The organism is Parabacteroides sp. AF14-59 (genome assembly GCF_003479515.1).
GTDB lineage: Bacteria > Bacteroidota > Bacteroidia > Bacteroidales > Tannerellaceae > Parabacteroides > Parabacteroides faecis.
The window spans coordinates 129,625-152,849 of record NZ_QUHH01000007.1 but is presented as its reverse complement, the minus strand read 5'-3'; the positions used below and the strand labels follow the sequence as shown (position 1 = coordinate 152,849).

Here is a 23,225-nt window from a genome sequence, read left to right as displayed (position 1 = left end):
TGATAGAGAAAAGCTATCGAATGAATAAAACAGGCGTTTGGGAAGCACCTGAGGTAGAATAAACATGAAATACTTGGATCAAGAAATAGAAACGTAATGCAAGTATATGATTTAGAATAAAAAGATTAAGTCAGTCCGGCTTTTTTTATACATTTGTGTGTTTAATGTTGTACATAATCAAGCATAATGAAAGACTCGATAGCTTATCTGCCGAAAGACAAACAGGACGATTTGGTATTTCTGGTTAAAGAGATACTGAAAAGATTACCTCAGACGGAATATATTATTCTGTATGGTAGTTATGCTAGAGGCAATTATGTGCGTCGTAGCGTACGAATTGAAGACGGTGGTATTCCTACAGTCAAGATATCTGATTACGATATCTATGTGATAACAAGCGGCTTTAACAGTAAAAAGGCAGAAACGGTACTGGATAATGTAGAAGCGAGGTATAACCCGTATTTTGTAGTAACGAAAGAGGATATCGATACCCTTATCCCGAAAGTCGAATTACTCAGGGATATTACGAAACGGATTTGCGAGGCGAAGATAAAGGAGTATGAAAATAAATCCGTAACTTTGTTCAATCGCAAGAAATTCAATTCGCAAATCTAAAATTATTACCACGGAAAGGAATCTTATAACACCTATTGAAGTAAATACGGATTGGAATTTTGGTTCGTTTTACAATATGTATTACAGGCGTTTTGTCCGGTATGCCTATTACTATGTCAATGATCAGCCTACCGCAGAAGATCTTACACATGATGCCCTTCTTTATTATTGGGAGAATAAGGATAAACTATCGGCAGAAACAGATGTGCTAGGTTATATTATGATAACTGTCCGGAATAAATGTCTGAACTATCTGAAACATCTTCAGGTAGAAGAAAGCCATAAACAAAAAATTGTAGAACTTCATGAGTGGGAGATCAATGCCCGTATTATGACGTTGGAAGATACAGGTTATGCCGATATATTCACAAAAGATATAATGGAGCTCCTGACTGCCTCTCTGGCAAAACTGCCGAAGCAAACCCGCGATATCTTTATTCAAAATCGTTTGCAAAACAAACCGAGAAAAGAAATAGCTGCAGAAATGAATGTTTCATTGCAAAAAATCGACTATCATTTGAATAAGGCTAATGCGCAGATTTATAAAGATTTAAAGGACTATATACCTCTTGTCCTTATTTTTTTTCAAAATATTTAGTGATTTCGTTTGGGATTTTTCCACCCTTAGTTGCTCTTATTATAGAACCTGATTCTTAAAAGAGATTGGTTTTCTTTGAGAGCAGGACACACCAGTATTAATATATAACAGGCATGAATATAGACCGCAACATGTTGACCCGCTATTTCCAGGGAGAATGCTCCGAATGGGAAAAAGAAGCTATTCGTGTATGGCTGGAAAGTGACGAGTCGCACAAACAACAATTTATCCGGGAGCGTATCCGTTTTGACGCCTCTGTGGTTATTGATGAAGATAAGCTATCGCATGCCACTTCCAATAGAAGGAAAATATTCCTATGGAACACATTAAAAATTGCATCAGCGATTTTTATTCTTATTGCAAGTAGTTATTGTTTCTCTCTTTATAAGTTTGGTAAGCCGGAGAGCTCGCTTCAAAGCATCTATGTCCCTTCCGGCAGCAGAACCTCTGTCACATTACCTGACGGAACACTTGTCTGGCTGAATTCCAACACCTCTTTCAAATATCCCACAACTTTTGCCAGCGAAGACAGAATCGTTGAACTGGACGGTGAAGCATATTTCGAGGTAACGAAAAACGAAAAGAAATCATTTATCGTTAAAACCAACAAATATAATGTAGAGGTGTTGGGCACTACCTTCAATGTGGAGGCTTATGCAAAGGAATCGACTTTCAAAACCGGACTGTTTACCGGAAAGGTCAAGCTCTATAAAGAACAGAAAGAGAATGAATCCCTTTATCTGAATCCGGGAGAGGCTGCCGAATTAATTGGAGATGTCCTGCATGTATCTTCTGCCAATCAGAATAGTTTCCGGTGGAAAGACGGATTGATCATCCTGGAAGATAAATCTTTTACAGAGATAATGCGCTTATTCGAGAAGTATTATGACCTTCAGATTATAATCAAAAATGACAAAACCAAGAAATTGGGATATAAAGGAAAACTTCGGATTTCCGATGGTATAGATCATGCGTTGCGTGTGTTACAAAAAGACTTCCGTTTCACTTTCAAGCGGGAAGAAGATACGAATATAATTTATATTTATTAATCATCTAAAAAGAATAGCCTATGTAGTAGTAGAAACAGATAAAAAAAGAATCGGCAAATGCGCCAACACTTACCGATTCTAACAAGTACATAAATTAACATACTTATTAATTATAATCATTTACAAAGATATGAAAAAACTTTTTTCATCTTGGATATTATTGTCAAAAAAACACTGGAATTATCACATATTCAGAGTCATGAGATTAACAACTTATTTACTGTTATTATTTACCTGTTTTGCTTTTGCTGAGAATACACATTCTCAGAATGCCCGGGTAAATCTGAATAAACGGCAAGCCGTACTGAATGAAGTATTGGAAGATATTGAACGGCAGACCGACTATCTTTTTATCTCCAACAGAGAAATCGATTTGGAACAAAAAGTGTCTGTCACAGCCCAAAATATGCCGGTTCGTGAAGTTCTGGACCGACTTCTGGAAAAGACTGATTTGTCTTATGCCGTGGAAGGAGTGAATATTATTCTTTCAAAAAAACATTTTTCAGAAGCGGCCGGACAGCAACAACAAAAAAAGACTATCACCGGGACGATTCTGGATGAAAAGGGCGAGTCTGTTATTGGAGCTAATATAACAATAAAAGGAAGTTCTAATGGAACAATCACTGATATCGATGGCTCTTTCAGCTTAAGTGCCGCGGCTGGTGATATTTTGCAAATCTCTTATATCGGTTATATTTCTCAGGAGATTGCGGTTGGTTCTAAAACAAGTTTCCATATTACGCTAAAAGAGGATTTGAAAACGCTCGATGAAGTTGTCATTGTCGGTTATGGTACCACCAAGAAAGCATCTCTTACCGCATCCGTTGCTTCTATGAAAGGAGAAGAAACGGCACTTAAGCCGGTGACCAATATCAGCCAGAACCTGGTGGGGCGTATGCCCGGACTCGTGGCCCGGCAAGGCAGTGGAGAACTGGGTTACGACAATCCGGATATTTTTATTCGTGGTAAAGGAACGACCGGATCGAAAAATAGCGCGCTTGTTGTGATTGACGGGATACCTCGCGACAATTTCGGCCAGCTTGATCCGACTACCATAGAATCGGTAACTATCCTGAAAGATGCGGCAGCCGTAGCCCCTTACGGAATAGGTGGTGCCAATGGCGTTATTCTGATCACTACAAAAAAAGGGAAAACCGGGAAACCTACTTTTTCGTATAACGGATATGTCGGTTTCCAAAACCCAACCCGTATCCCGGAGATGGTAAACTCGTATGAGTACGCTACTTTACTTAATGAAGGTGCCAGAAACAGCGGACTGACAAACATGCCTTATTCGGATGATCAAATAGCTATGTATAAGAAAACCGTTGACGGAGCAGCCGATGCCGACCCCGACCGTTATCCTAACAGTCGTGGGATCAGGGATATTATACAGCGTAATACGATAATGACTTCTCACAATATTGAGATCTCAGGAGGTTCGGAGTTTGTCAACTATTATATATCATTGGCCTATACTTCACAAGAGGGGATGTATAAAGGTACTGATATGAAACGTTATAACGTTTCGTCCCGCATGGATGTAAAAGCTACGAAGACCACGAATGTGTCACTCTCTCTGAGTGGATATGTAGCCAACCATCACTTTCCGGGTGAATCAGCCGGAAGTATTGCCTATGCGGCGGTCAGGCAGCCTGCAACCGAAGCGATATGGTATTCCAACGGACTGTGGGGTAATTATCTGGGGCGTTCTCCGGTTGCCTTAGGTAGTACTCTCAGCGGATATACCAAAGAAGAACGTACACAACTTTATACTACACTTTCGGTAGAACAACAGTTGCCGTTTTTAGAAGGATTGAGTATCAAGGGTGTGGCTAGTTACGACCCGTATAAATTGTTTAAGAAAGAATGGCGGAAACCTAGACTTTCTTATACACCTGATTTTTCAACAACTCCTTATACCTTTAATGAAACAAGGGAGGGCGATCACAGTTTGTATGAAAAAGATGAAGATGATAAGAGATTTACATTTCAGGGATATCTTAATTATCAACATCGCTTCAATGATTTGCACGATGTTACTTTCCTGGGAGTAGTGGAAAGCCGGCAAAGGGATAAAAGATGGTTTGATGCCAAGCGGACAGGTTTCCCTATCGCGATGGACGAAATGGACCTGGGTAGTACGGCCGCCGGGAAAGTGACCAACGGTGGATCGTCATCAAAGGAAACCTCTGTCAGTTTGCTTTACAGGATAGGATATACGTATAATAGCAGATATATGATTGAAACTGCCGGGAGGTATGATGGCAATTATTATTTTGCTCCGGGTAAAAAATGGGGCTTTTTCCCTTCTGTATCTGCCGGTTGGAATATATCAGAAGAGGATTTTATGAAGAATAATATCCGTAATCTGGACATGTTGAAACTGAGGGTGTCGTACGGAGAGTCCGGGAATTTGGCCGGCGATCCTTTTCAATATATGTCCGGTTATGAAATGTCTTCTAACTCTGCTTATTTTGGTGACCCGACTACTGGTATATATGAAACGAAGCAAAGTAACCCTTTCATTACGTGGGAGAGAGCTAAAAAGTTTGATGTGGGTATCGATGGCGTTTTATGGAGAGGATTGCTTTCTTTCTCTGTCGATTATTTCTATGATAAACGAGACAATATGTTGATGTCGCCTAAAGTGACGGTGCCACTGGAGTATGGTATTGAGCTTCGGGATGTAAACGGTGGAAAGATGAGTAATCAGGGTATCGAGATAATGCTCTCCAGTACACATACATTCCCCAACAAGATGCAATTGGATCTGTCTGGTAATTTTACTTATGTACACAACAAATTGTTGGAGACTTATGAAACGTCCAGTACATATAATAATCCGAACAGAAGATTGACGGGGCGGTCTTTCGAGACTCAGTTCGGTTATAAATCATTGGGGTATTATACAGCGGATGATTTTAACGCCGATGGTAGTTTAAAACCCGGTATCGCGTCTATCAGAGATGCAAAAGTGCAACCCGGCGATATAAAATATGCCGACCTGTATGGCCCGGACGGAGTGCCGGATGGCGTGATCGACTCATATGATAATACGGTAATCGGTCGCCCTAAAAATTCGCCTCAGATTATTTATGGTTTTACACCGACACTTTCCTGGAAAGGGTTTGATTTGAATATGCTATTTCAGGGCGCGGCGATGAACGACATATATCTCGAAGGCACGATGGCGCATCCTTTCGAAAGTCAGGGATCGGCCACTAAACTACAGTATGAAGATCATTGGACACCCGAAAATACAGATGCCAAGTATCCGCGTGTGTATAATGCTCCTGTGGATCATAATAAAGTTACTTCATCCCATTGGATGCGTAATGCGGCTTATCTTCGCCTGAAGAGCCTGGAATTGGGGTATACTTTGCCTGAGCAAATAACAGCAAAAGCGGGTATGTCGAGAGTTCGTTTCTATTTCGCAGGACAGAATCTGTGGACATGGACTCCGTTTATGGATGAAAAAATCGACCCTGAAGCGGGTAATACCGACGGACGCTACTATTATCAGCAGCAGGCATTCTCTTTTGGCTTAAATGTAACCTTCAAATAATTATCGATGAATATGAAATCTAAAATAACATATATAGGCCTGTTTATATGTATGGCTTTAATTAGCAGTTGTTCAGATTTTCTGGAAGTTGAAAACCGAAACTCTGTCACTGATGATGTACTCTGGTCTGAAGAACAGAATGCAGACCTGTTTCTTAATGATATGTATAATGACCTGTTGCCGGATGCCAATAAAGTTACGCAACATCTCGATCAGTTTTCGGATAACTCCGATGTTGGCACTAACTGGATGGCCGGATATGCGAATATCGGAAACGCGCAGATTACCCCGGAGAATTACCCGACAGGTTTCAGCGACGTATGGGACTGGGAAAAGGCCTATAAAAAGATTCGTAAATGCAATGTGTTTATAAAGAAAGTAACGGAATCGACTCTGTCGGATAGTTATAAACAACACCGGATATCTGAAGCACGTTTTTTGAGAGCTTTCGTTTACCATTGGTTATGGATGACGTACGGAGGCGTTCCGTTGATCACGGTGCCGCTCGATAATCAGAATACCGACATACCGTTGGAAAATCCCAGGGCCACGGCACAGGAAACGTTTGATTTCATTGTTTCTGAGTTGGGAGAAGTTGCCCCCTTGTTGAATGAAACAGAAACAGGAAATAATGCAGGCCGGGCTACCAAAGGGGCTGCCCTGACCCTGAAAGGATGGTGCGAACTTTATCATGCCAGTGCCCAACGGAATCCTGCAAATGATATCGAACGGTGGAAAACTGCTGCAAAAACTTGTAAATCGGTTATGGAAATGGGTGTCTACAGCCTGGCATCGGACTTCGATGTATTGTTTATGACCAACAATAATAGTGAATCTATTTTTGCCCGCCAGTACGGACCTGACAAAGGAAATAATAAAGAAATGCATTTCGGACCTCCTGCTATTGGCTCAAGCAGATCCGGATGGGGAAATTTCCAACCGACACAGCAGCTTGTAGATGAATTCAGTATGGAGAATGGATTGCCGATTACGGATCCGGCTTCGGGATATGATCCTAATAACCCATATGAAGGACGGGAAAAAAGATTTTATGCGACCATTCTATACAATGGCTCCAAATGGAGGAATGAGTTTGAGATCATGACACAGTTAGGTGGCAATAATTCAATAGATCTGGGTTATTCCAACGATAACACACATACCGGTTATTATGCTCGTAAAAGGTTGAACGAGAATAAAGAGTTGTCTATGTTTGGTAATGAAACATCGTACGAAAATTACATGTTTTTCCGCTATGGTGAAGTATTGCTCAATTTTGCAGAAGCGGAAAACGAAGTAAATGGTCCTACAAAAGAAGTACTGGATGCGATAAATTTGGTACGTACCCGGAATGGCAATATGCCGAAGGTGGAAGATACTTTTAAATCTTTGAATAAAGAAAGTATGAGAGAAATCATCCGGCGTGAAAGACGCGTGGAGTTGTGTTTTGAAGATAAGCGTTGGTGGGATATTCGCCGGTGGGAAATAGCTGATAAGTTACCTGACGGTAGTCCGGGTGTGATGAATGTACCTTTAAAGGGTATGCTGATTGAAGAAAATAACGGAACCCTTACTTATACTATCGTAGATGTAAGAGACCGGAAATTCTTACCGAAAATGTATCTTATGCCGCTTCCGCAAGGAGCTATTGACCGCAACTCGGTGATTGCTGCACAAAACGGCGGGGTAGACAATTGGGTGAACGGACAGAATCCGGGTTATTGACCTTGAATAATAATTATTAATTCAATATCATGAAGAAGTATAATCTTATTTTTCTAATGTATGTCGTATTTATCTCTTTTTGGAGTGTGTCTGCACAAAGCCAGGAGATAAATGCAGAAGTATTATACAAAATAGTGAGTCCGTCGGGGCTGGTGATAGATAATAAGCAAAGTGATCAGAATGGAGATGGCTTTGTCTTGTCGAAAAATAATGGAAATAATAAAGGGCAATTGTGGAAAATAACCCGATTGAAGAATGGGTACTACACAATTGCCAACCCCTTTGTCAGGCAAAGTATGGACAACGGGAATATCCATGCAGGAGAAGGCAGTGAATTAATGCAGTGGGAATCGAGCAACTCCAATGGTAATCAGCAGTGGACAATTCATGTGACGGGTACAGGGGCCTATGCTATTACACAAAGAATAAGTAATATGTCTTTAGCTTATAACGGAGAAGATGTTGCCGGTAGTAAAATCTTCCAGTTACCCAATTCCTCACAGGTTTGGCGATTGGTGGAAACTTCGGTAAAATCTCCTAAAGAAGTGATTGTTCGTGGTAAAACCGAATGGGAGAATGAATTGATTTTCGGGGTTAATAAAGAACCCGGTCACAATACATACATTCCTTATCCTTCCATTGAAAGTCTCAAAGCTGATAAAACTTTTGAGAAACCGTGGGAAATGCCTAATTCCGATTATTACCTTTCCCTGAATGGGAACTGGAAGTTCAATTGGGTGAAACAGCCTTCCGAACGGCCTGCCAACTTTTATAAAATGAACTATGATGTATCTGCATGGAAGGAAATCCCTGTTCCTTCTAATTGGGAAATGCACGGATATGGTACTCCTATTTATACCAATATAACTTATCCTTTTAAAAATAATCCTCCTCTTATCCAACCGCAAAAAGGGTATACCAATGAAATTGAGGTAAATCCTGTCGGCTCATACCGTCGCGAATTTACCATACCTGCCGGATGGGACGGAAAAGAAATAATGCTGCATTTTAATGGTGTATACAGTGGTATATATGTCTGGATAAATGGACAGAAGGTAGGTTATAGTGAAGGGGCCAATAACGATGCGGAGTTCAATATTACCAAATATGTAAAGACAGGAACAAATACGATTGCTGCAGAGGTTTATCGTTTTACAGATGCCAGTTATATTGAAGATCAGGATATGTTCCGTTTGAGCGGTATCCACCGTGATGTATATGTATATGCTACCCCAAAAGTACATGTACGTGATTATTTTCTGAAATCAGAGTTTAATGGAAATGATTTTAGTGCAGCTACCTTTAAAGCTGAATTGTCTGTTAGAAATTATGGAAATAGTACGGCAAAGGCAGAGACAGCCGAGCTGTCGTTGCTTGACCCGTCAGGAAAAGAGGTGGTCACTTTGTCGCAATCGATCGCTTCCCTGAAAGGCAGTACAGAGCAGAAATATGACCTGCAGGCAAAAGTAAATAACCCATTGTTATGGTCTGCAGAAAATCCCCATCTCTACACGGCCATTGTTTCTTTGAAGAATAGCGAAGGAGAGGTGACTGAGGCCATGTCGTCTAAGTTTGGTTTCCGCAAAATTGAAATCAAAAACAAACGAGTATATATAAATAATAAAGCTGTCTTTTTCAAAGGCGTGAACAGGCATGATATACATCCTCAATATGGTAAGGCTGTTCCTAAAGAGTCGATGATCGAGGATATTCTGTTGATGAAAAATCATAATATTAATATGGTGCGTACAAGTCATTACCCGAATGATCCTAAAATGTATGCGATGTATGATTATTATGGTTTGTATATTATGGATGAAGCCGATCTGGAAAATCATGGAAATGGTTCCATATCAGATAAACCAAGCTGGATACCTGCATTTGTAGACCGTATAGAAAGAGTTATCGAGCGGGATAAAAACCATCCGTCAGTCATTTTCTGGTCCTTGGGCAACGAAGGAAGTAACGGGGAGAATTTTGCAGCCATGAGTAAACGTGCCAGAGAAATGGACTCACGTCCGATTCATTATGAAGGTAAAAATGAAGTCGCCGATATTCGTTCACAGATGTATCCTGACATGAAAGACCTGAACCGTATCGACCAGATGGATGAAGATAAACCGTATTTCTTCTGTGAATATGCCCACTCGATGGGTAACGCTCCGGGTAATCTGGGTGAATACTGGGATTATATTGAAAAATCGCAACGCATCATTGGTGGTTGTGTATGGGATTGGGTAGACCAGGGTATCAATAAGTATGGTGATTCCGCCGATAAATATTATTATGGTGGAGATTTTGGAGACAAACCCAACGATAAAGATTTTTCATGCAACGGATTGACTACTCCCGACAGAAGAGTTACGGCTAAGTTGCTGGAAGCTAAAAAAGTTTTTCAATACATCAAGATGACTCCTTTGGCACTGATGAGTGGTAAGATTGCAATTGAAAACAAATATGCATTCACGAATCTGGATCAGTTTGATATAACATGGGAAATTATAAAAAACGGTGTAAAATCGGAATCAGGAACCATCCCTTCGATAAATCTGGAGCCTGATGAAAAATTACCGGTTGTTATTCCATATGATAAAAATCTGGAAATAGGGAAAGAGTATTTTCTAAATGTCTATTTTTCTTTGAAGAATAAAACGAGATGGGCTGATAAAGGTCATGTGGTTGCCTCTGAACAATTCGCATTAACCAGCAGGCCGGTGGTGCCGATGGTGGATGCCAATACGCTTAATACATTGGATATTAGTACCCAGGGGAAAGACCTTGTTATAAAAGGCGGGGATTTTGGCATTACGTTTGATACGAACTCAGGAGTTATGAAATCATTGCGTTATGACGATCAGGAGATGATTCATCAAAACAATGGCTTCGCCCTCAATTGGTATCGTAGTATCAGTAATGATAAGTATACGGACCAGAACTATTATCCGACTACATATGGAAAACCCCTGTTTAGTTATCAGGTAGCAGACGATAAGAAGTCGATTACTATTTTGTCGTATATGGATGCAACAATAGCTTACCGTAATCCGGTGGTAATACCTCATCTAGTAAAATATGTAATCTATGGCAATGGCACCGTAGATGTGGATGCCAGCTTTACGCTGCCCCAGAATAGTGCTATTGTGCACCGTTTGGGCTTACAGGTCGTTCTGCCTCAGGAATTTGAAAATATCCAATGGTATGGCCGTGGTCCTCATGAGAATTATTGGGACAGAAAGCGTTCTGCTTATTTCGGTCAGTTCGATAAAACGGTGAAAGAGATGGAGGAAGAGCATTATGTTCGTGCACAGAGTATGGGGAGCCGTGAAGATGTGCGATGGTTTATCATTTCCGATAAGAATAATCACGGATTGAAAATAACGTCTAAAGACCAACTTGGTTTTAGTGCATTACATTTCTCTGACAAGGATTTATGGGAGGCTGAACATGACTTCGAATTGAATAATATCCGCAAGCCGGAAGTTTATCTTAGTTTGGATTGTATCCAGCAGGGGTTGGGTAATGCCAGCTGCGGTCCCCGTCCGTTGCCTGAGTATATGATTCCTGTGAATCAACCTGTCGGTTATTCATTCAGAATAGAGCCTGTCAGATAATCGGATGTGAAAATTCATTTTTAATTAAAGATAGTATGAAAAACTGTAAAACTTTTTACATCTTATTCCTGGTATTGGTATTCTTTTCGTCAACTCAGGCTGCCGAAAAGAAGGTGGAATTGGTATCTCCCAACAAGGAGATAAAAGTAAGTCTCCGTATTACTGATAAGATTTATTACTCCATTTCATACAATGGTGACGCAATCCTGAAAGATAATTATCTCCGGTTAACGCTTAGAGATGAAGTGTTGGGTGAAAATCCTAAATTGTCGGGACAAAAGTTCTCCGATGCGGATGAGATGCTGTCTCCGGTAATTCCTCTGAAATTCTCGACCGTACGTAATCATTATAATCAGTTGAGAATGGATTTTAAAGGGAATTATTCCGTAGAGTTTCGGGCTTATGATGATGGTATCGCTTACCGTTTCCTTACTAATAAGAAAGGTGACATAGAAGTAATGAACGAAGATTTGGCAGTTAATTTTCCTGCTCCTTATCTTCTTCACATGCAGCAACCCGGGAGTTTTAAAACTGCTTACGAAGAGAATTATACTCATGTAAACAGTAACGAATGGACTCCTGAAGATAAGAAGGCTGTTCTTCCATTACTGATTGACACCAGGAAGCAATACAAGATATTGATTTCAGAATCTGATCTTTCGGATTATCCATGTATGTTTCTTAAAAGTAATGGACAAAACGGCCTGATTTCCACTTTCCCGAACAATCCGCTGGAGTTTGGTGAAGATGGCGACCGTAGCCTCAAGTTGTTGAAGGAAGCTGATTATATTGCTAAGACTTCCGGAAAAAGAACTTATCCCTGGCGTTATTTTGTCATTACCAAAGATGACAAACAACTGATCGAAAACACGATGACCTTCAGGCTGGCAACGAAAAGTGTAATCGGGGATCCTTCCTGGATTACCCCCGGACAGGTAAGTTGGGAATGGTGGAACGATGCTTGCCCTTATGGTCCGGATGTTAATTTTGTTTCGGGATATAACCTGGAGACTTATAAGTATTATATCGATTTTGCGTCTAAATATGGTATATCTTATATTCTTATGGACGAAGGTTGGGCCCAAAGTACTCGCGATCCTTTTACTCCTAATCCCCATGTAGATGTACATGAATTGATTCGCTATGGTAAGGAAAAGAACGTCGGTATCGTTTTGTGGCTTACCTGGTTGACTGTAGAGAATCACATGGATTTATTTAAAACTTTTGCCGAATGGGGTGTAAAAGGTGTGAAGATCGACTTTATGGACCGCAGTGATCAATGGATGGTCAACTACTACGAAAGAGTGGCAGAAGAGGCTGCCAGGTATAAGCTCTTTGTAGACTTTCACGGCTCGTTCAAACCTGCCGGATTGGAATACAAATACCCCAACGTACTTTCTTATGAGGGTGTGAGGGGCATGGAGCAAATGGGCGGTTGTACTCCGGATAATAGTATTTATTATCCTTTCCTGCGTAATGCTGTGGGGCCTATGGACTATACTCCCGGAGCCATGAACAGTTTCCAACCCAATGTTTACCGTGCTGACCGCCCCAATTCCGGAAGTATCGGGACGCGTGCTTATCAATTGGCTTTGTACGTTATCTTTGAGAGTGGTTTGCAAATGTTGGCTGACAATCCTACTCTCTATTATCGTAATGCCGATTGTACGGAATTTATTACTCGGGTACCGACAACCTGGGATGAGACCATTGCTTTGGCCGCTGAAGTAGGAGAAGTGGCTGTTGTAGCTAAACGTAAAGGGGATAAATGGTTTATCGGTGGCATGACCAATAATAGCAAGGATGTGCGTGAGATAGATATCTGTCTTGATTTTCTCAACGATGGCAGAAACTATAAGATGACCTCTTTTAAAGATGGTATCAATGCAGGTCGTCAGGCCATGGATTATCGTCGGAACGAATCGTCTGTTAAGAAGAATGATATAATCAAAATTAAGATGGTCAGAAACGGAGGCTTTGCTGCTGTAATAGAGTAGGTATCCATCTCTGTCCGGAATACCCCTCGCGATTACTATCTGTCGCGAGGGGTATTTTTTTATATTCTAAAATAAATAAACGATATTCTATATTTCATTTATGAGGCTAAAAGGTTGGCTGTCTTTGAGTAATTAGTTTTAAATCTGTATCTTGCGCGCCTTTAAATTATTTATTAATGAGTAAAAAGCGTTATGAAAAAGAATTTATCTTACTATTTATTGCTGCTGTTTTGTGTCTCCGGACTGTTTGTCTCTTGCGGAGATGATGATGATGATAAAACAACAATCGGTTATTCCGGAAAAGATGTAAGCGGAGATGCCGGGATTGCCCGTGATAAGGAAACGAAAAAGGCTGTGCTGAGTGTGACTTCCGATAAAGCCTGGGAGTTATATGCCGGTACTACAGCAGAAGATATCGATATGAATACACCTTGCCTGACCGGTGACGGAAAAGGCTCTTTCGATTTGAGTGTCGATGCTACGAAGAGACAGCTTTTCCTGTTCAAGAACTCCGAAGGTCAGGCTTTGTTGGCTGAAAGACTTTTGCCGGTTAACGGGTATAATTTCAGGGATCTGGGCGGTATAAAGAATAGTGAAGGTAAATATGTACGTTGGGGAAAATTGTTCCGCACGGATGAGATGAATAAATTATCGGATGCCGACCTTGCCTATCTGGCAAGTACCGGATTGAAAACTGTTGTCGATTTTCGTACTGCCACGGAAAAAGAAGGTGGATTGGGCGGTATGCTGCCTGCTGCTCCTGATAAGCTACCGTCTACGGTAAAGAATCCTTATGATCTGGAGATCAATGCCGGTAATATATTTTCAGATGAGATTATCGGAAGTATATCAAAGGGGCTTAGTGAGGAAGAGACTGCTCAGATTATGGTGGATGCTTATATCGAAATGGTGAGTTATGATGATTATGTAGCTAAGTATAAAGAGTTTTTTAAATATGTTCAGGATGAAAGTTCTTTGCCGTTGAGTTACCATTGTTCGGCAGGCAAGGACCGTACAGGGGTTGCAACCATGCTTATTCTGTCGGCTCTCGGTGTAGATAAAGAAACGATAATGAAGGATTATATGCTTAGTAAGAATTATATCGCAGGTAAGTACGATACCTATTTGAAATTTTATCCTCAAATTGCTCCGTTAGTTACTGTCGATGAGAAATATCTGAATGCCGCTTATAATAAGATAGACGAAAAGTACGGCTCCATGGCTAAGTTCCTGACGGAGACGTTAGGCGTGGATATTCAGAAAATGAAACAGTTATACTTATATTGATCATTTATAAATACCGATTATTCCGTCTGCGGTAATCGTTTCAGCACTGATGCTGAACTTTTTGCAGCTACTGTTATTATAGAACCTGATATCAGCTTTACCCTTTTCATCGGGTGTCACTGAAGGATTCCAGTAGAGTGTGCGGCGGTAATCGGGTTCCGGCGGAAGGATGGAATAATCCGGATTGTAAAATTCTTTAACCTGGCTGTAGCCTTCCAGCCAGGTTTTTCGTACCCCTTTACCGGCATCCGTCGGTATCTTATCTTCCGGAAATGTCTCGATAAAAACGACACAACTGTAAAAATCGTCTACCTCCAAAGGTGACATTCTGGGATCTGCATATTTACACATGATAGAAAGTTCCTCATTGATATAAATGGATTTGATGGCTTCGAGGCGTATCAGTTTGTATTTGTTGTAGTCCATTTCAGTAGCCATGGTTGGTTCGTAGTTGATGACGAAGAGAGGCATTTTCCCTTTGTATTGCAGATATTCGTCTTGTCTGGAGAAGGTTTTTCTGAAATTGTTATTCATATTTATCATCAGTTCATGTATATCTTTTCCGATATATTTCCCCTGGTCTGTTATATCGTCCCATTCGGACTGAACATCATAAAAGGCAATCGATTTGGAACGGTTATTGAAAATATCCTTTTCCCGTGATCTCTTTTTGGCGGTTACGGTCACTTCGTCCAGACGGAGAACTTTCTCCTTATTCCCCGCTTTGGCCAAAGAGTCCTCATAAGCTGTCAGGAATGCATTGATATCTTCCTCCGGTTCTTGTATTTCTGGAACTTCTTCTGCATCTGTTTCTTCTGCTTTCTCTGTTTCCTGATCTGCAACAGTGACCTGCATCTCCGGATAACGGTATCTTTTCGGCTCTGGGGTGAAAAGGCGGTCGAGTATGATCCGGTGGTCTTTTTTCTTTCCTTTCTCGCTTACGGCCAGTATCATATTCCATTTCCCGGTTATATCGGCCCGGAAAGCGAAATGTCCCAGGCTATCGGTTGTAAATATATCGAATGCGCTGGCAGCCTCTTCTTCCTCACCTCTTTTGAGAAGGAAGGAGGATATCGTAACATTGGGTTTAGGTTTTTTCCGGACGAAGGAAACAACCTGACCGTGCATCTCGATACCCTGTTCCGGTGTGTATTTCAATTCGAATGGTTTTGTTCCTGCCATCTGCTTCCAGGAATAGCGGTGCCAGCCTTGTACCATCATCAGCAGGTCGAGAGAGGAACGGTGGACGGAATCGTTTGCTTCAAAATAGTAAGACGGGTTATGGACGTATCCTTTTATATCGGACGCAAGTAACATGTCTGTCAGGATATTGCAATCCGATTTGACTTCGTTCATGCCGTCCCTTACCGATAAGGAGAAAGATGTCTGTACCGGGTTCTCATTTTGATCGGTTACCGTGAACTCCATATCGACGGCTTCATACGGTTCGTATGTCTCTTTTCCGGCTTTGGACCTGATCGTCAGCTGTTCTTCTTTATGAATGAATATCAAACGGTCGCAAAGTATGTCTCCGTTACTGTTGAATAAGACAATTTGCGAAACGCCTGAAGGTAATATCGTTTTGTCCACTTTGAAACGGACCGGTTCATTGTGCAGCACGTTGGCAAGGCAATAATTATATAGTTTTCCTCTGCAGATAATGACCATGCCCAGCATCTCTGCCGGTGTCTGTTCATTTTTCTGTAAAGATATTTCAAGGCTGTCGGAAGATGAAAGGTTATCTGCCTGCAAGGTAAATCCTTGTGGCAACGGCTGAGGCATGTCGAACTGGTATTTCTTACCGTTGTAGTCGACCACCGCTTTTCGTTTACCCGCGTTCGGGGTGTAATTGAAGAAACCTCTTCCATCGTGTGTTACGGCAAAACCTGCTATTTCTTCTTTGTCTTGGTTTATGATCTTTCCGGTTGCTTCCAACGGGTTTCCGAAAGCGTCTGTTATTTCGAATGCCACCCGTGAAGGTATATTTTCGATCAGGTTTCCTCCTTCCGGATAGAATTTCAGATTGACCTTTTTCCCTTTTTGAGGCTTTTCCCGTTTCTTCGGATATTTGCCGTATCCGTATTTCAGCATATCTTTTTCCTCATAGTTCCCTTCTGTTTTCGGCTTGTTGAATACCGGCAGCAGGCGGGAGAAGATAGCATCTTCGCCAAAGTTCAACATATATTTTGTGTAGGCACGGACTTCATAGAAACCGGAATAAAAAGGAAGTTGCCCTAATGTGAAATCTCCGTGGCACTGTCCGTTCTCGACCTTCAGCACCCGTTTATCTATGATTTCACCGCCGGGATTCAATAGTTCTACATATAGTGTTTTGCTTAATCCGGTCGCTTCGTGTAGTTCGGAAGTTACCACATAACAGTTGAACCAGATATTATCACCCTGATAATAACTGGTATTGTCAAAATGGAGATACACTTTTTCCCGTGGTATATATTGCGAAAACTGATCTGTAGCACGGATATAGTGGGTGAGTTTGTTGATCACACTGTCTGTTTCCTGCCCTGGAGCCTGCAGGCAAAACAGTAAAAGGGAAATATAACCGATAACTTTTCGGAGTGTTTTCATGGGAACTTCATATCTTCCTTACATGGAAGAATTTACGAAGTTATAGAGAATTTAGGAAGTGGCAAAGTAAATAAGATATTTTTAGATGAAGGTGTTGTAAAAAGCGAAATGCTATTTTTGCAACACCTTCATTCTATATCTTTATTGCTCTTCGGTATCTGTTACCGGAGCATTTATATTGATTATTTTCTCTTCAATATCGAATGTTTCCCCTTCTTCATTCGCATAAGTATATCTCAGATAGAAGCTTTGTTTTTTTCTGTCGTAATAACTTTTCCCGGAATCTGTTATTTTTGCATCCAGCCAGGGTTTTATAGTAACAGAGGTGCTATCTGTACCGATGTTAAGAAGCATGAAGTTTGTTTTTATATATTTTGCTTCTCCGGATAATGTGTGAATCGGCATACGGATAGAATTGGAAGAGATGGCTTTCAGAACAGGCTGTACCGAGCGAATCGTTTTAGGTAGTTCTATTGAACTGCCTGCAAAATCACCTGAAAATCCATTGATCATTTTTACTTCATAAACCATCGTGCTTAGTTCCTCATTTACATCATAACCCGCACTGTTTGAGGCGATCGTGATAGGGAGTGCATACGAAACATCAGGATCCAGGTTTTGTGGATCGAACGGTATATCCAGTACGCCATATTGTTCGTTTGCCCGAATGGTCACAGATAGGTCTGTCGATGTATAGTTTTCTTGGGGTAACAATTGCTTGTCGGTATATAAGGGGTTCCCCAATGCGCTTTTTTTGTTGAGTGAGTCGAGTGCTTTGGGATTGATCTCCAACTGAACCGTCAGGTCGGACTTGATGGGTTCGGAGGAAGCACAATAGACTGAAAATTGCATGGAATTATTTTCGCTGCCATATGCATGTTCGCCGACATAGAGCATATCGCGGCTATTTACAATATAAAGTGTTTTCTTGTATTGTTCACCGAAATCAGCAGGTTCACTCGTACAACTCCAGAAGAAACAGGCTGACGAGAAAAGTAATATCTGCTTTAATATATTTGATCTCATAATAAATGGTATTAATATGTATATGTGTAAAACATGTTATTAGAATCCGGGCATTTGGTCCAGATTCGGATTTTTGTCTACCTCACTTTTAGGGATCGGGAAGAAAGTCTGCCTGCGGGTAAAGACCTTATAGATCCAGTCTCTTTCTTTCACCTGGATGATGTTATAGAATTTATCTTTTTCAGCTTCTGTCGCACTGACATCGCATCCCATAACCGGTGCATTTTCATAGATGATCGCTTTTTTCGTACGTCTGAGATCGTGATAACGGCGTCCTTCCCAGGCAAACTCTATCTGGCGTTCACGGGCAATCAGTTCTCTCATTTTATCAGCATTGGCAACATCGGCATCTGTGATACCCGGTAGACCGGCACGATACCGGATCAGATTGAAGCAGCGTTTCATTTCACTCGTATTGCGTGTCACGGTAATGTCGTTGATCGTGTACGACTGGTCCAGTTCATTCATTGCTTCCACATAATTCAAATAGACTTCAGCCATGCGGTAAGCCGGGCAATATTTTGTTTTTTGTCTTCCTCCGCTGATCCATGAATCTTCATAATGAAGGAATTTTCGGCAAAGATAACCTGTCATCGGATATTCCTCGGCTTCACCTTGCGGACGGTTCAGGGCATAATCCCTGCCGCTTTTTGAATCGCTGAAATATTTAGCAACTTTACCATCTTGCTGGTCGATTTTATCAGGTGGAGTAGAAGTGGAAGGAAAGTAGGAATTGTTAAAGGCGATTGTGGCATAAAAGCGCATCTCACGGTTTGCATACCATTTGTGAGTTCCGCTCAGCAGGGTAAAACCATTGCTGCTTTTTTCTCCTGAAAACACCAGGTCCGTATTTGTATAACCTTCCTCATAGGGGTAAGTTTCACTTGCGTTGTTGATAGTACGGCCGTCGATCATGTAGTAGGCGTCGACCAATACCTGCGGAACGAAGAATACATTCCAGGCATTCAGCACACCAGGGGCACTGTATTTGTTCATTCCGTTGATCCCCGTATTTTGGCGGGAAAACAGAATCTCCCGGTTGGATGAAGCCAATACACATTCGCCGTTGAACATATCTATATAGGAATGATAAGGATCGATACCCCCTACGCCGTCCGGAAAATCAGCTTGTTCGGCAGCCGGAACCGGGAAATGAGGTGTGTTTTCCATTCGGGGGACAGTATACAGATCATTGGGCTTGATGTCGACGAGCCGTTTGGCATTGGCGGCTGCGACGGCCCATTTCCTTATGTCTTTGACAGGATTAAGATAAGGTACGCCTGCATTGTTCGTAAAATCGCTGAACTCACTATTTTCACCGTTATAAAGCGGACTTGCTGTATAAAGAGTGAGGCGTGACAGTACTGCCAGTGCAGAATTTTTTACTGCCTGTCCTATTTCTGAATTGTCTCTGACCTGTGTGGGTAGTAATTTGATTGCTTCTTCCAGTAGGGCAGATACATAATCGCTACATTCGTCCCAGGTATTGCGCTCTACCATCATCTGGTCGATAGGGGTGTCGAAATCTACCGGCGTATCAGGTACAATCGGGACCGGGCCGTAAGCCAGCATCAGTTCAAAATAGATCATCGCTTTTATAAATGTGGCCTGACCGATCCATTCCGACCGTTGCAGGGCACTTACTTCCTGGCACTCGTTCACTCTTTGAATAAATGTATTGGCTTTGCGGATCCCTTCGTAGAAATAATTCCAGTAATCGAAATGATCCAGATCTTCCGCTTTCATTTCATTATTGCAGAAGTAATTGTAATTATGCCTGTTCCGTTTGTATCCGGCTACACCCTCATCGCTTATTAATACCCAGGGCTGCGCATTGTCTGTCCAGGCACTCGGCGAACCGTAGTCTATCAGATAACTATATACATTGTTCAGATATTTCTGTGTATATTCCTTTTTGGCAAAGACTGTATCGAGAGTGAAAAGGTCGGCTACATACGGGTCTATATCCAAAAAACTGCACGATTGGAATGTGATGCCTGCACTACTGAGGATAACAAATAAGAAAGCAAATATTCTTGTTTTTATTTTTTTGCTAGTCATGATCCGATATATTAAAATGAAACTTGTAAAACCATAGAATAGGAACGGGTGATGGGATAAACAGCTCCATTGTCGCTTGCTTGTTCGGGATCCCATAATTTCACTTTATCCCAGACACATAAGTTGTCGCCGAGGAAAGAGATACGCAGGTTTGTCATGTTTATTTTCGACAAAATCTTTTTAGGGACCGTATATCCTATTTCAAGCGTTTTCAAGCGAAGATACCCCGCATCGGCGAGCCAGAAAGAAGAGGGACGGTTGTTATTTATATTTTCTCCGTATGTAAGACGAGGGAAACGGGCATTCGGATTTTCTGTCGACGGATCTCCTGAATATGAAGCCGGTGTCCAGCGGTTACTCTGATCGTTTACAATAGAAAGAACGTTACCGGTCACACCTCCGGCGAACGGATAATATCCGTTACCCCCCATAAAGTAATCCACCTGTGCGGCTCCTCTGAAAAAGACGCTGATATCGAAACCTTTCCAATTGGCACTGGTTGCAAACCCGTATTGGATTTTCGGGACGTTGGAATTACCGATAGGTGCGATATCATAATCGTCTATACGGCCATCGCCGTTGATATCCTGATATTTGATGTCTCCCGGAAGGACTTTCCCGAATTGTGTAGGACTGTTCTTCACATCATCTTCATCTTTAAAGAGTCCTAAGGCGATCAATCCCCGGGTCACACCATAGCTGGTTCCCTTTTTGGCCAGATAAGGATAGCGGGGAGGAACCTCATCATAATCTATGATTTTATCTCTAGTCAGTGTGAAGTTACCGCGTAATTCAACCGCTACATTGCCGAAACGGTGGGTATAAGAAGCAGTTCCGTCAGCTCCCCAGCTTTTCATTTTACCTACATTTCCCCAGGGTTTGGTGCCGACACCGATAGTGCCCGGTAGAGTTGCACGTTCCATAAAAATATTATTACGTTTGTCGATGAAAGCATCTACTGTGATGTCGAGTGCTTCCCAAAGTGTCAGGTCGATACCGAAGTTCTGCTTGATTGCTTTTTCCCAGACCAGGCCGGTCGACCCTAATACGGCGTCGGTTACTCCACCACCCGAGTTCTGATGCTGGTCGCCGAACACATATCCCGGTGCATTCATATTTACGGTTGTGAGGTAGGGGAAGCGGACATCGTTGCTGATCTGGTCGTTTCCTACTAATCCGTACGAATAACGGAGTTTCAGAGTGCTGATGAACGGAGCTTTTTCTTTTATCAGCGGATAGTTGGAAAGCACATAACCCAAGGCTCCCGAAGGGAAAAATCCAAAACGTTCCCCTTTAGGGAAGTTCTCAGACCCGTTGTATCCGAAATTACCTTCTATGAAGTAGATATCATTATAAGAATAGGTAAGACGTCCGGCAATACCCTGGTTACGATGAGGGATAGAGGCCAGTTCGCCATCCGCATCTGTTCGTTGATAGTCTTTCTGGTTGTATAAGAACAGACCTCCTATACGGTGCTTTTCGGCGAACAATCGGTTGTATTCGACTTTCCCTTCTATATAAATAGTACGGATCCCATATGAAGTACTTTTGAAAGTCATCGGTTGGGCAACCACTGTTTTGAGTGTCATCAGTTCGCCGGTGTTCCAGTTGCGATCAGTAGCTTTATACAGGTCCGGCATTTTAGTCCGGCTGGTAAGGTGATTGTTGTAATTGTCGAATGACAGAGAACCGGTTACTTTTAATCCTTTTGTGATGAAATCGAGTGATTGTTCTATTTTCAGTAATGATTCGATGGAGTTGTCGCGGTCGGTCAGAAATCCGGTTTCATTCAGTAATACAGATGGAGAGGTTTGTTCCCCTTTTCCGTAAGCCGGAAGTTGCCCGTTTGAATAGACAACCGGGACTGTCAAGGGAGTTAAGGATGCCTGTGCGCCCCATATCTCTTTGGTTGTACCCATACCTGGCCGGTTCATGTCGACCAGTTTGGCGGACAAAAGCAAGCTCACCAGTGTACTTTTGGTCAGATCGACGTCGATATTACTTCTGAAGGTATATTGGTTACGTCTGACATTTGAGTGGTAACGGTCCATACCGGTTTGATTGTAAATGGCATCGTTGGTCCGGTAGAATGCACTCATATAGTAACGAGCCAGTTTACTACCACCGGAGATATTGATATTTCCTTGTACACCCAATGTCCGTTTTTTCAATATCTCGTCCTGCCAGCTGACATCCGGATACAAATCAGGATCCATATGATATTTTATGATATCGAATATTTCGGGTGAATAGACCGATCTGTCGCCTCTCACCACTTTTGCTTCGTTGGCTAGTTTGGCATAATCATAAGCCCGTAGATAGTTCGGAAGCCTGGGAAGTGTTTCGATCATTGTTTTTACGCTGGCATTGATCGATACTTTCCCTTCTGCGCCACGCTTGGTGTTGATCAATACGACTCCGTTGGCTCCTTTGGCCCCATATACTGCCGTAGCCGTAGCATCTTTCAGGACAGAAAAACTTTCGATATCTTCGGGTGCCAGTTCGTTCAGGCTGGAACTTCCCCGATCTATTCCGTCTATCAATATTAATGCGCTGCTGTTAGCTCCGAAGGTACTGATACCGCGAATCCAGAATTCAGAGACGTCATTGCCCGGTTCTCCGCTTTGCTGGATACCGATCAGTCCGGCTACACGTCCGGCGAGGGCGTTACTGACGGAGGTAACACCACCGACATTCAGTGAAGTAGGTTTAACACTTGTGATGGCCCCGACCACACTCACTTTTCGTTGCGTACTGTATCCGACAATACTCACTTCTTCCAGTTGTTGGGCATCGGTGTCCAGTACAACGTTGATTGTTTGAGACTTGGCTGTTCCGATTTTGATTTCCTGTGATTTGAATCCGATGTAGGAGAAAACCAGTGTCGTACCGGGTTTAACCTCAATCGTGTATTTCCCGTCCAGATTCGTGACAGTTCCCTGCGTCGGATTATCGCGTGGGTAGATGTTCACACCGATCTGTGTCTCATTATTAGCATCTGTGACTACTCCTTCAACTTTAATCGTTGTCTGTGCCAGGGCAAAAGCCGGTAGTATCGTCATAAATATGACGAACAATGCGATATATTTTTTCATTCTTATG

The 23,225-nt window shown here is 42.0% G+C and carries 12 protein-coding genes; 8 read left to right on the top strand and 4 right to left on the bottom strand.

Features of this window, described 5'->3' with window-relative positions; genetic code table 11:
• Positions 1 to 186: 186 nt before the first annotated feature.
• From DWW23_RS10305 to DWW23_RS10270, 8 genes are all read left to right on the top strand, one after another.
• Positions 187 to 615 carry a hypothetical protein gene (locus tag DWW23_RS10305; RefSeq protein ID WP_122353199.1) on the top strand — a complete coding sequence of 143 codons (429 nt, stop codon included), beginning with the start codon at positions 187 to 189 and terminating at the stop codon, positions 613 to 615.
• Positions 587 to 1,213, top strand: a complete 627-nt coding sequence (locus DWW23_RS10300; protein ID WP_308425739.1) for an RNA polymerase sigma-70 factor — start codon at positions 587 to 589, stop codon at positions 1,211 to 1,213. Before DWW23_RS10305 ends, DWW23_RS10300 begins: the two co-directional genes overlap by 29 nt.
• A 113-nt stretch (positions 1,214 to 1,326) precedes the next feature.
• Complete coding sequence (locus DWW23_RS10295) at positions 1,327 to 2,262, top strand: FecR family protein (RefSeq protein ID WP_122353197.1); 936 nt, start codon at positions 1,327 to 1,329, stop codon at positions 2,260 to 2,262.
• A 199-nt stretch (positions 2,263 to 2,461) separates the two neighbouring features.
• Positions 2,462 to 5,830 (top strand): TonB-dependent receptor, encoded by a 3,369-nt coding sequence (locus DWW23_RS10290; RefSeq protein WP_158583171.1) that lies wholly within the window; start codon positions 2,462 to 2,464, stop codon positions 5,828 to 5,830.
• Positions 5,831 to 5,881: 51 nt separating this feature from the next.
• Positions 5,882 to 7,555: a RagB/SusD family nutrient uptake outer membrane protein gene (locus tag DWW23_RS10285; protein ID WP_187576628.1), complete on the top strand. Its 1,674-nt coding sequence runs from the start codon at positions 5,882 to 5,884 to the stop codon at positions 7,553 to 7,555.
• A gap of 29 nt (positions 7,556 to 7,584) precedes the next feature.
• Positions 7,585 to 11,166, top strand: a complete 3,582-nt coding sequence (locus DWW23_RS10280) for a glycoside hydrolase family 2 TIM barrel-domain containing protein (RefSeq protein WP_122353194.1) — start codon at positions 7,585 to 7,587, stop codon at positions 11,164 to 11,166.
• Between the two features lie 35 nt (positions 11,167 to 11,201).
• On the top strand, positions 11,202 to 13,163 hold the full coding sequence (locus DWW23_RS10275) for a glycoside hydrolase family 97 protein (protein WP_122353193.1): 1,962 nt from the start codon (positions 11,202 to 11,204) through the stop codon (positions 13,161 to 13,163).
• A gap of 192 nt (positions 13,164 to 13,355) precedes the next feature.
• Positions 13,356 to 14,450, top strand: coding sequence for a tyrosine-protein phosphatase (locus DWW23_RS10270; protein ID WP_122353192.1), 1,095 nt, complete (start codon positions 13,356 to 13,358; stop codon positions 14,448 to 14,450).
• Here DWW23_RS10270 and DWW23_RS10265 read toward each other — a convergent pair whose 3' ends face one another.
• From DWW23_RS10265 to DWW23_RS10250, 4 genes are all read right to left on the bottom strand, one after another.
• Positions 14,451 to 17,036 carry a hypothetical protein gene (locus DWW23_RS10265; RefSeq protein WP_122353191.1) on the bottom strand — a complete coding sequence of 862 codons (2,586 nt, stop codon included), beginning with the start codon at positions 17,034 to 17,036 and terminating at the stop codon, positions 14,451 to 14,453. It lies immediately after the preceding gene.
• A 141-nt stretch (positions 17,037 to 17,177) separates the two neighbouring features.
• Positions 17,178 to 18,062 carry a BT_3987 domain-containing protein gene (locus tag DWW23_RS10260; RefSeq protein ID WP_122353190.1) on the bottom strand — a complete coding sequence of 295 codons (885 nt, stop codon included), beginning with the start codon at positions 18,060 to 18,062 and terminating at the stop codon, positions 17,178 to 17,180.
• Between the two features lie 39 nt (positions 18,063 to 18,101).
• The gene (locus DWW23_RS10255; RefSeq protein ID WP_122353189.1) at positions 18,102 to 20,123 is read right to left on the bottom strand and encodes a RagB/SusD family nutrient uptake outer membrane protein; all 2,022 of its coding nucleotides are present in this window, start codon (positions 20,121 to 20,123) and stop codon (positions 18,102 to 18,104) included.
• Positions 20,124 to 20,134: 11 nt separating this feature from the next.
• Positions 20,135 to 23,218 (bottom strand): TonB-dependent receptor, encoded by a 3,084-nt coding sequence (locus tag DWW23_RS10250; RefSeq protein WP_122353188.1) that lies wholly within the window; start codon positions 23,216 to 23,218, stop codon positions 20,135 to 20,137.
• Positions 23,219 to 23,225: the final 7 nt, after the last annotated feature.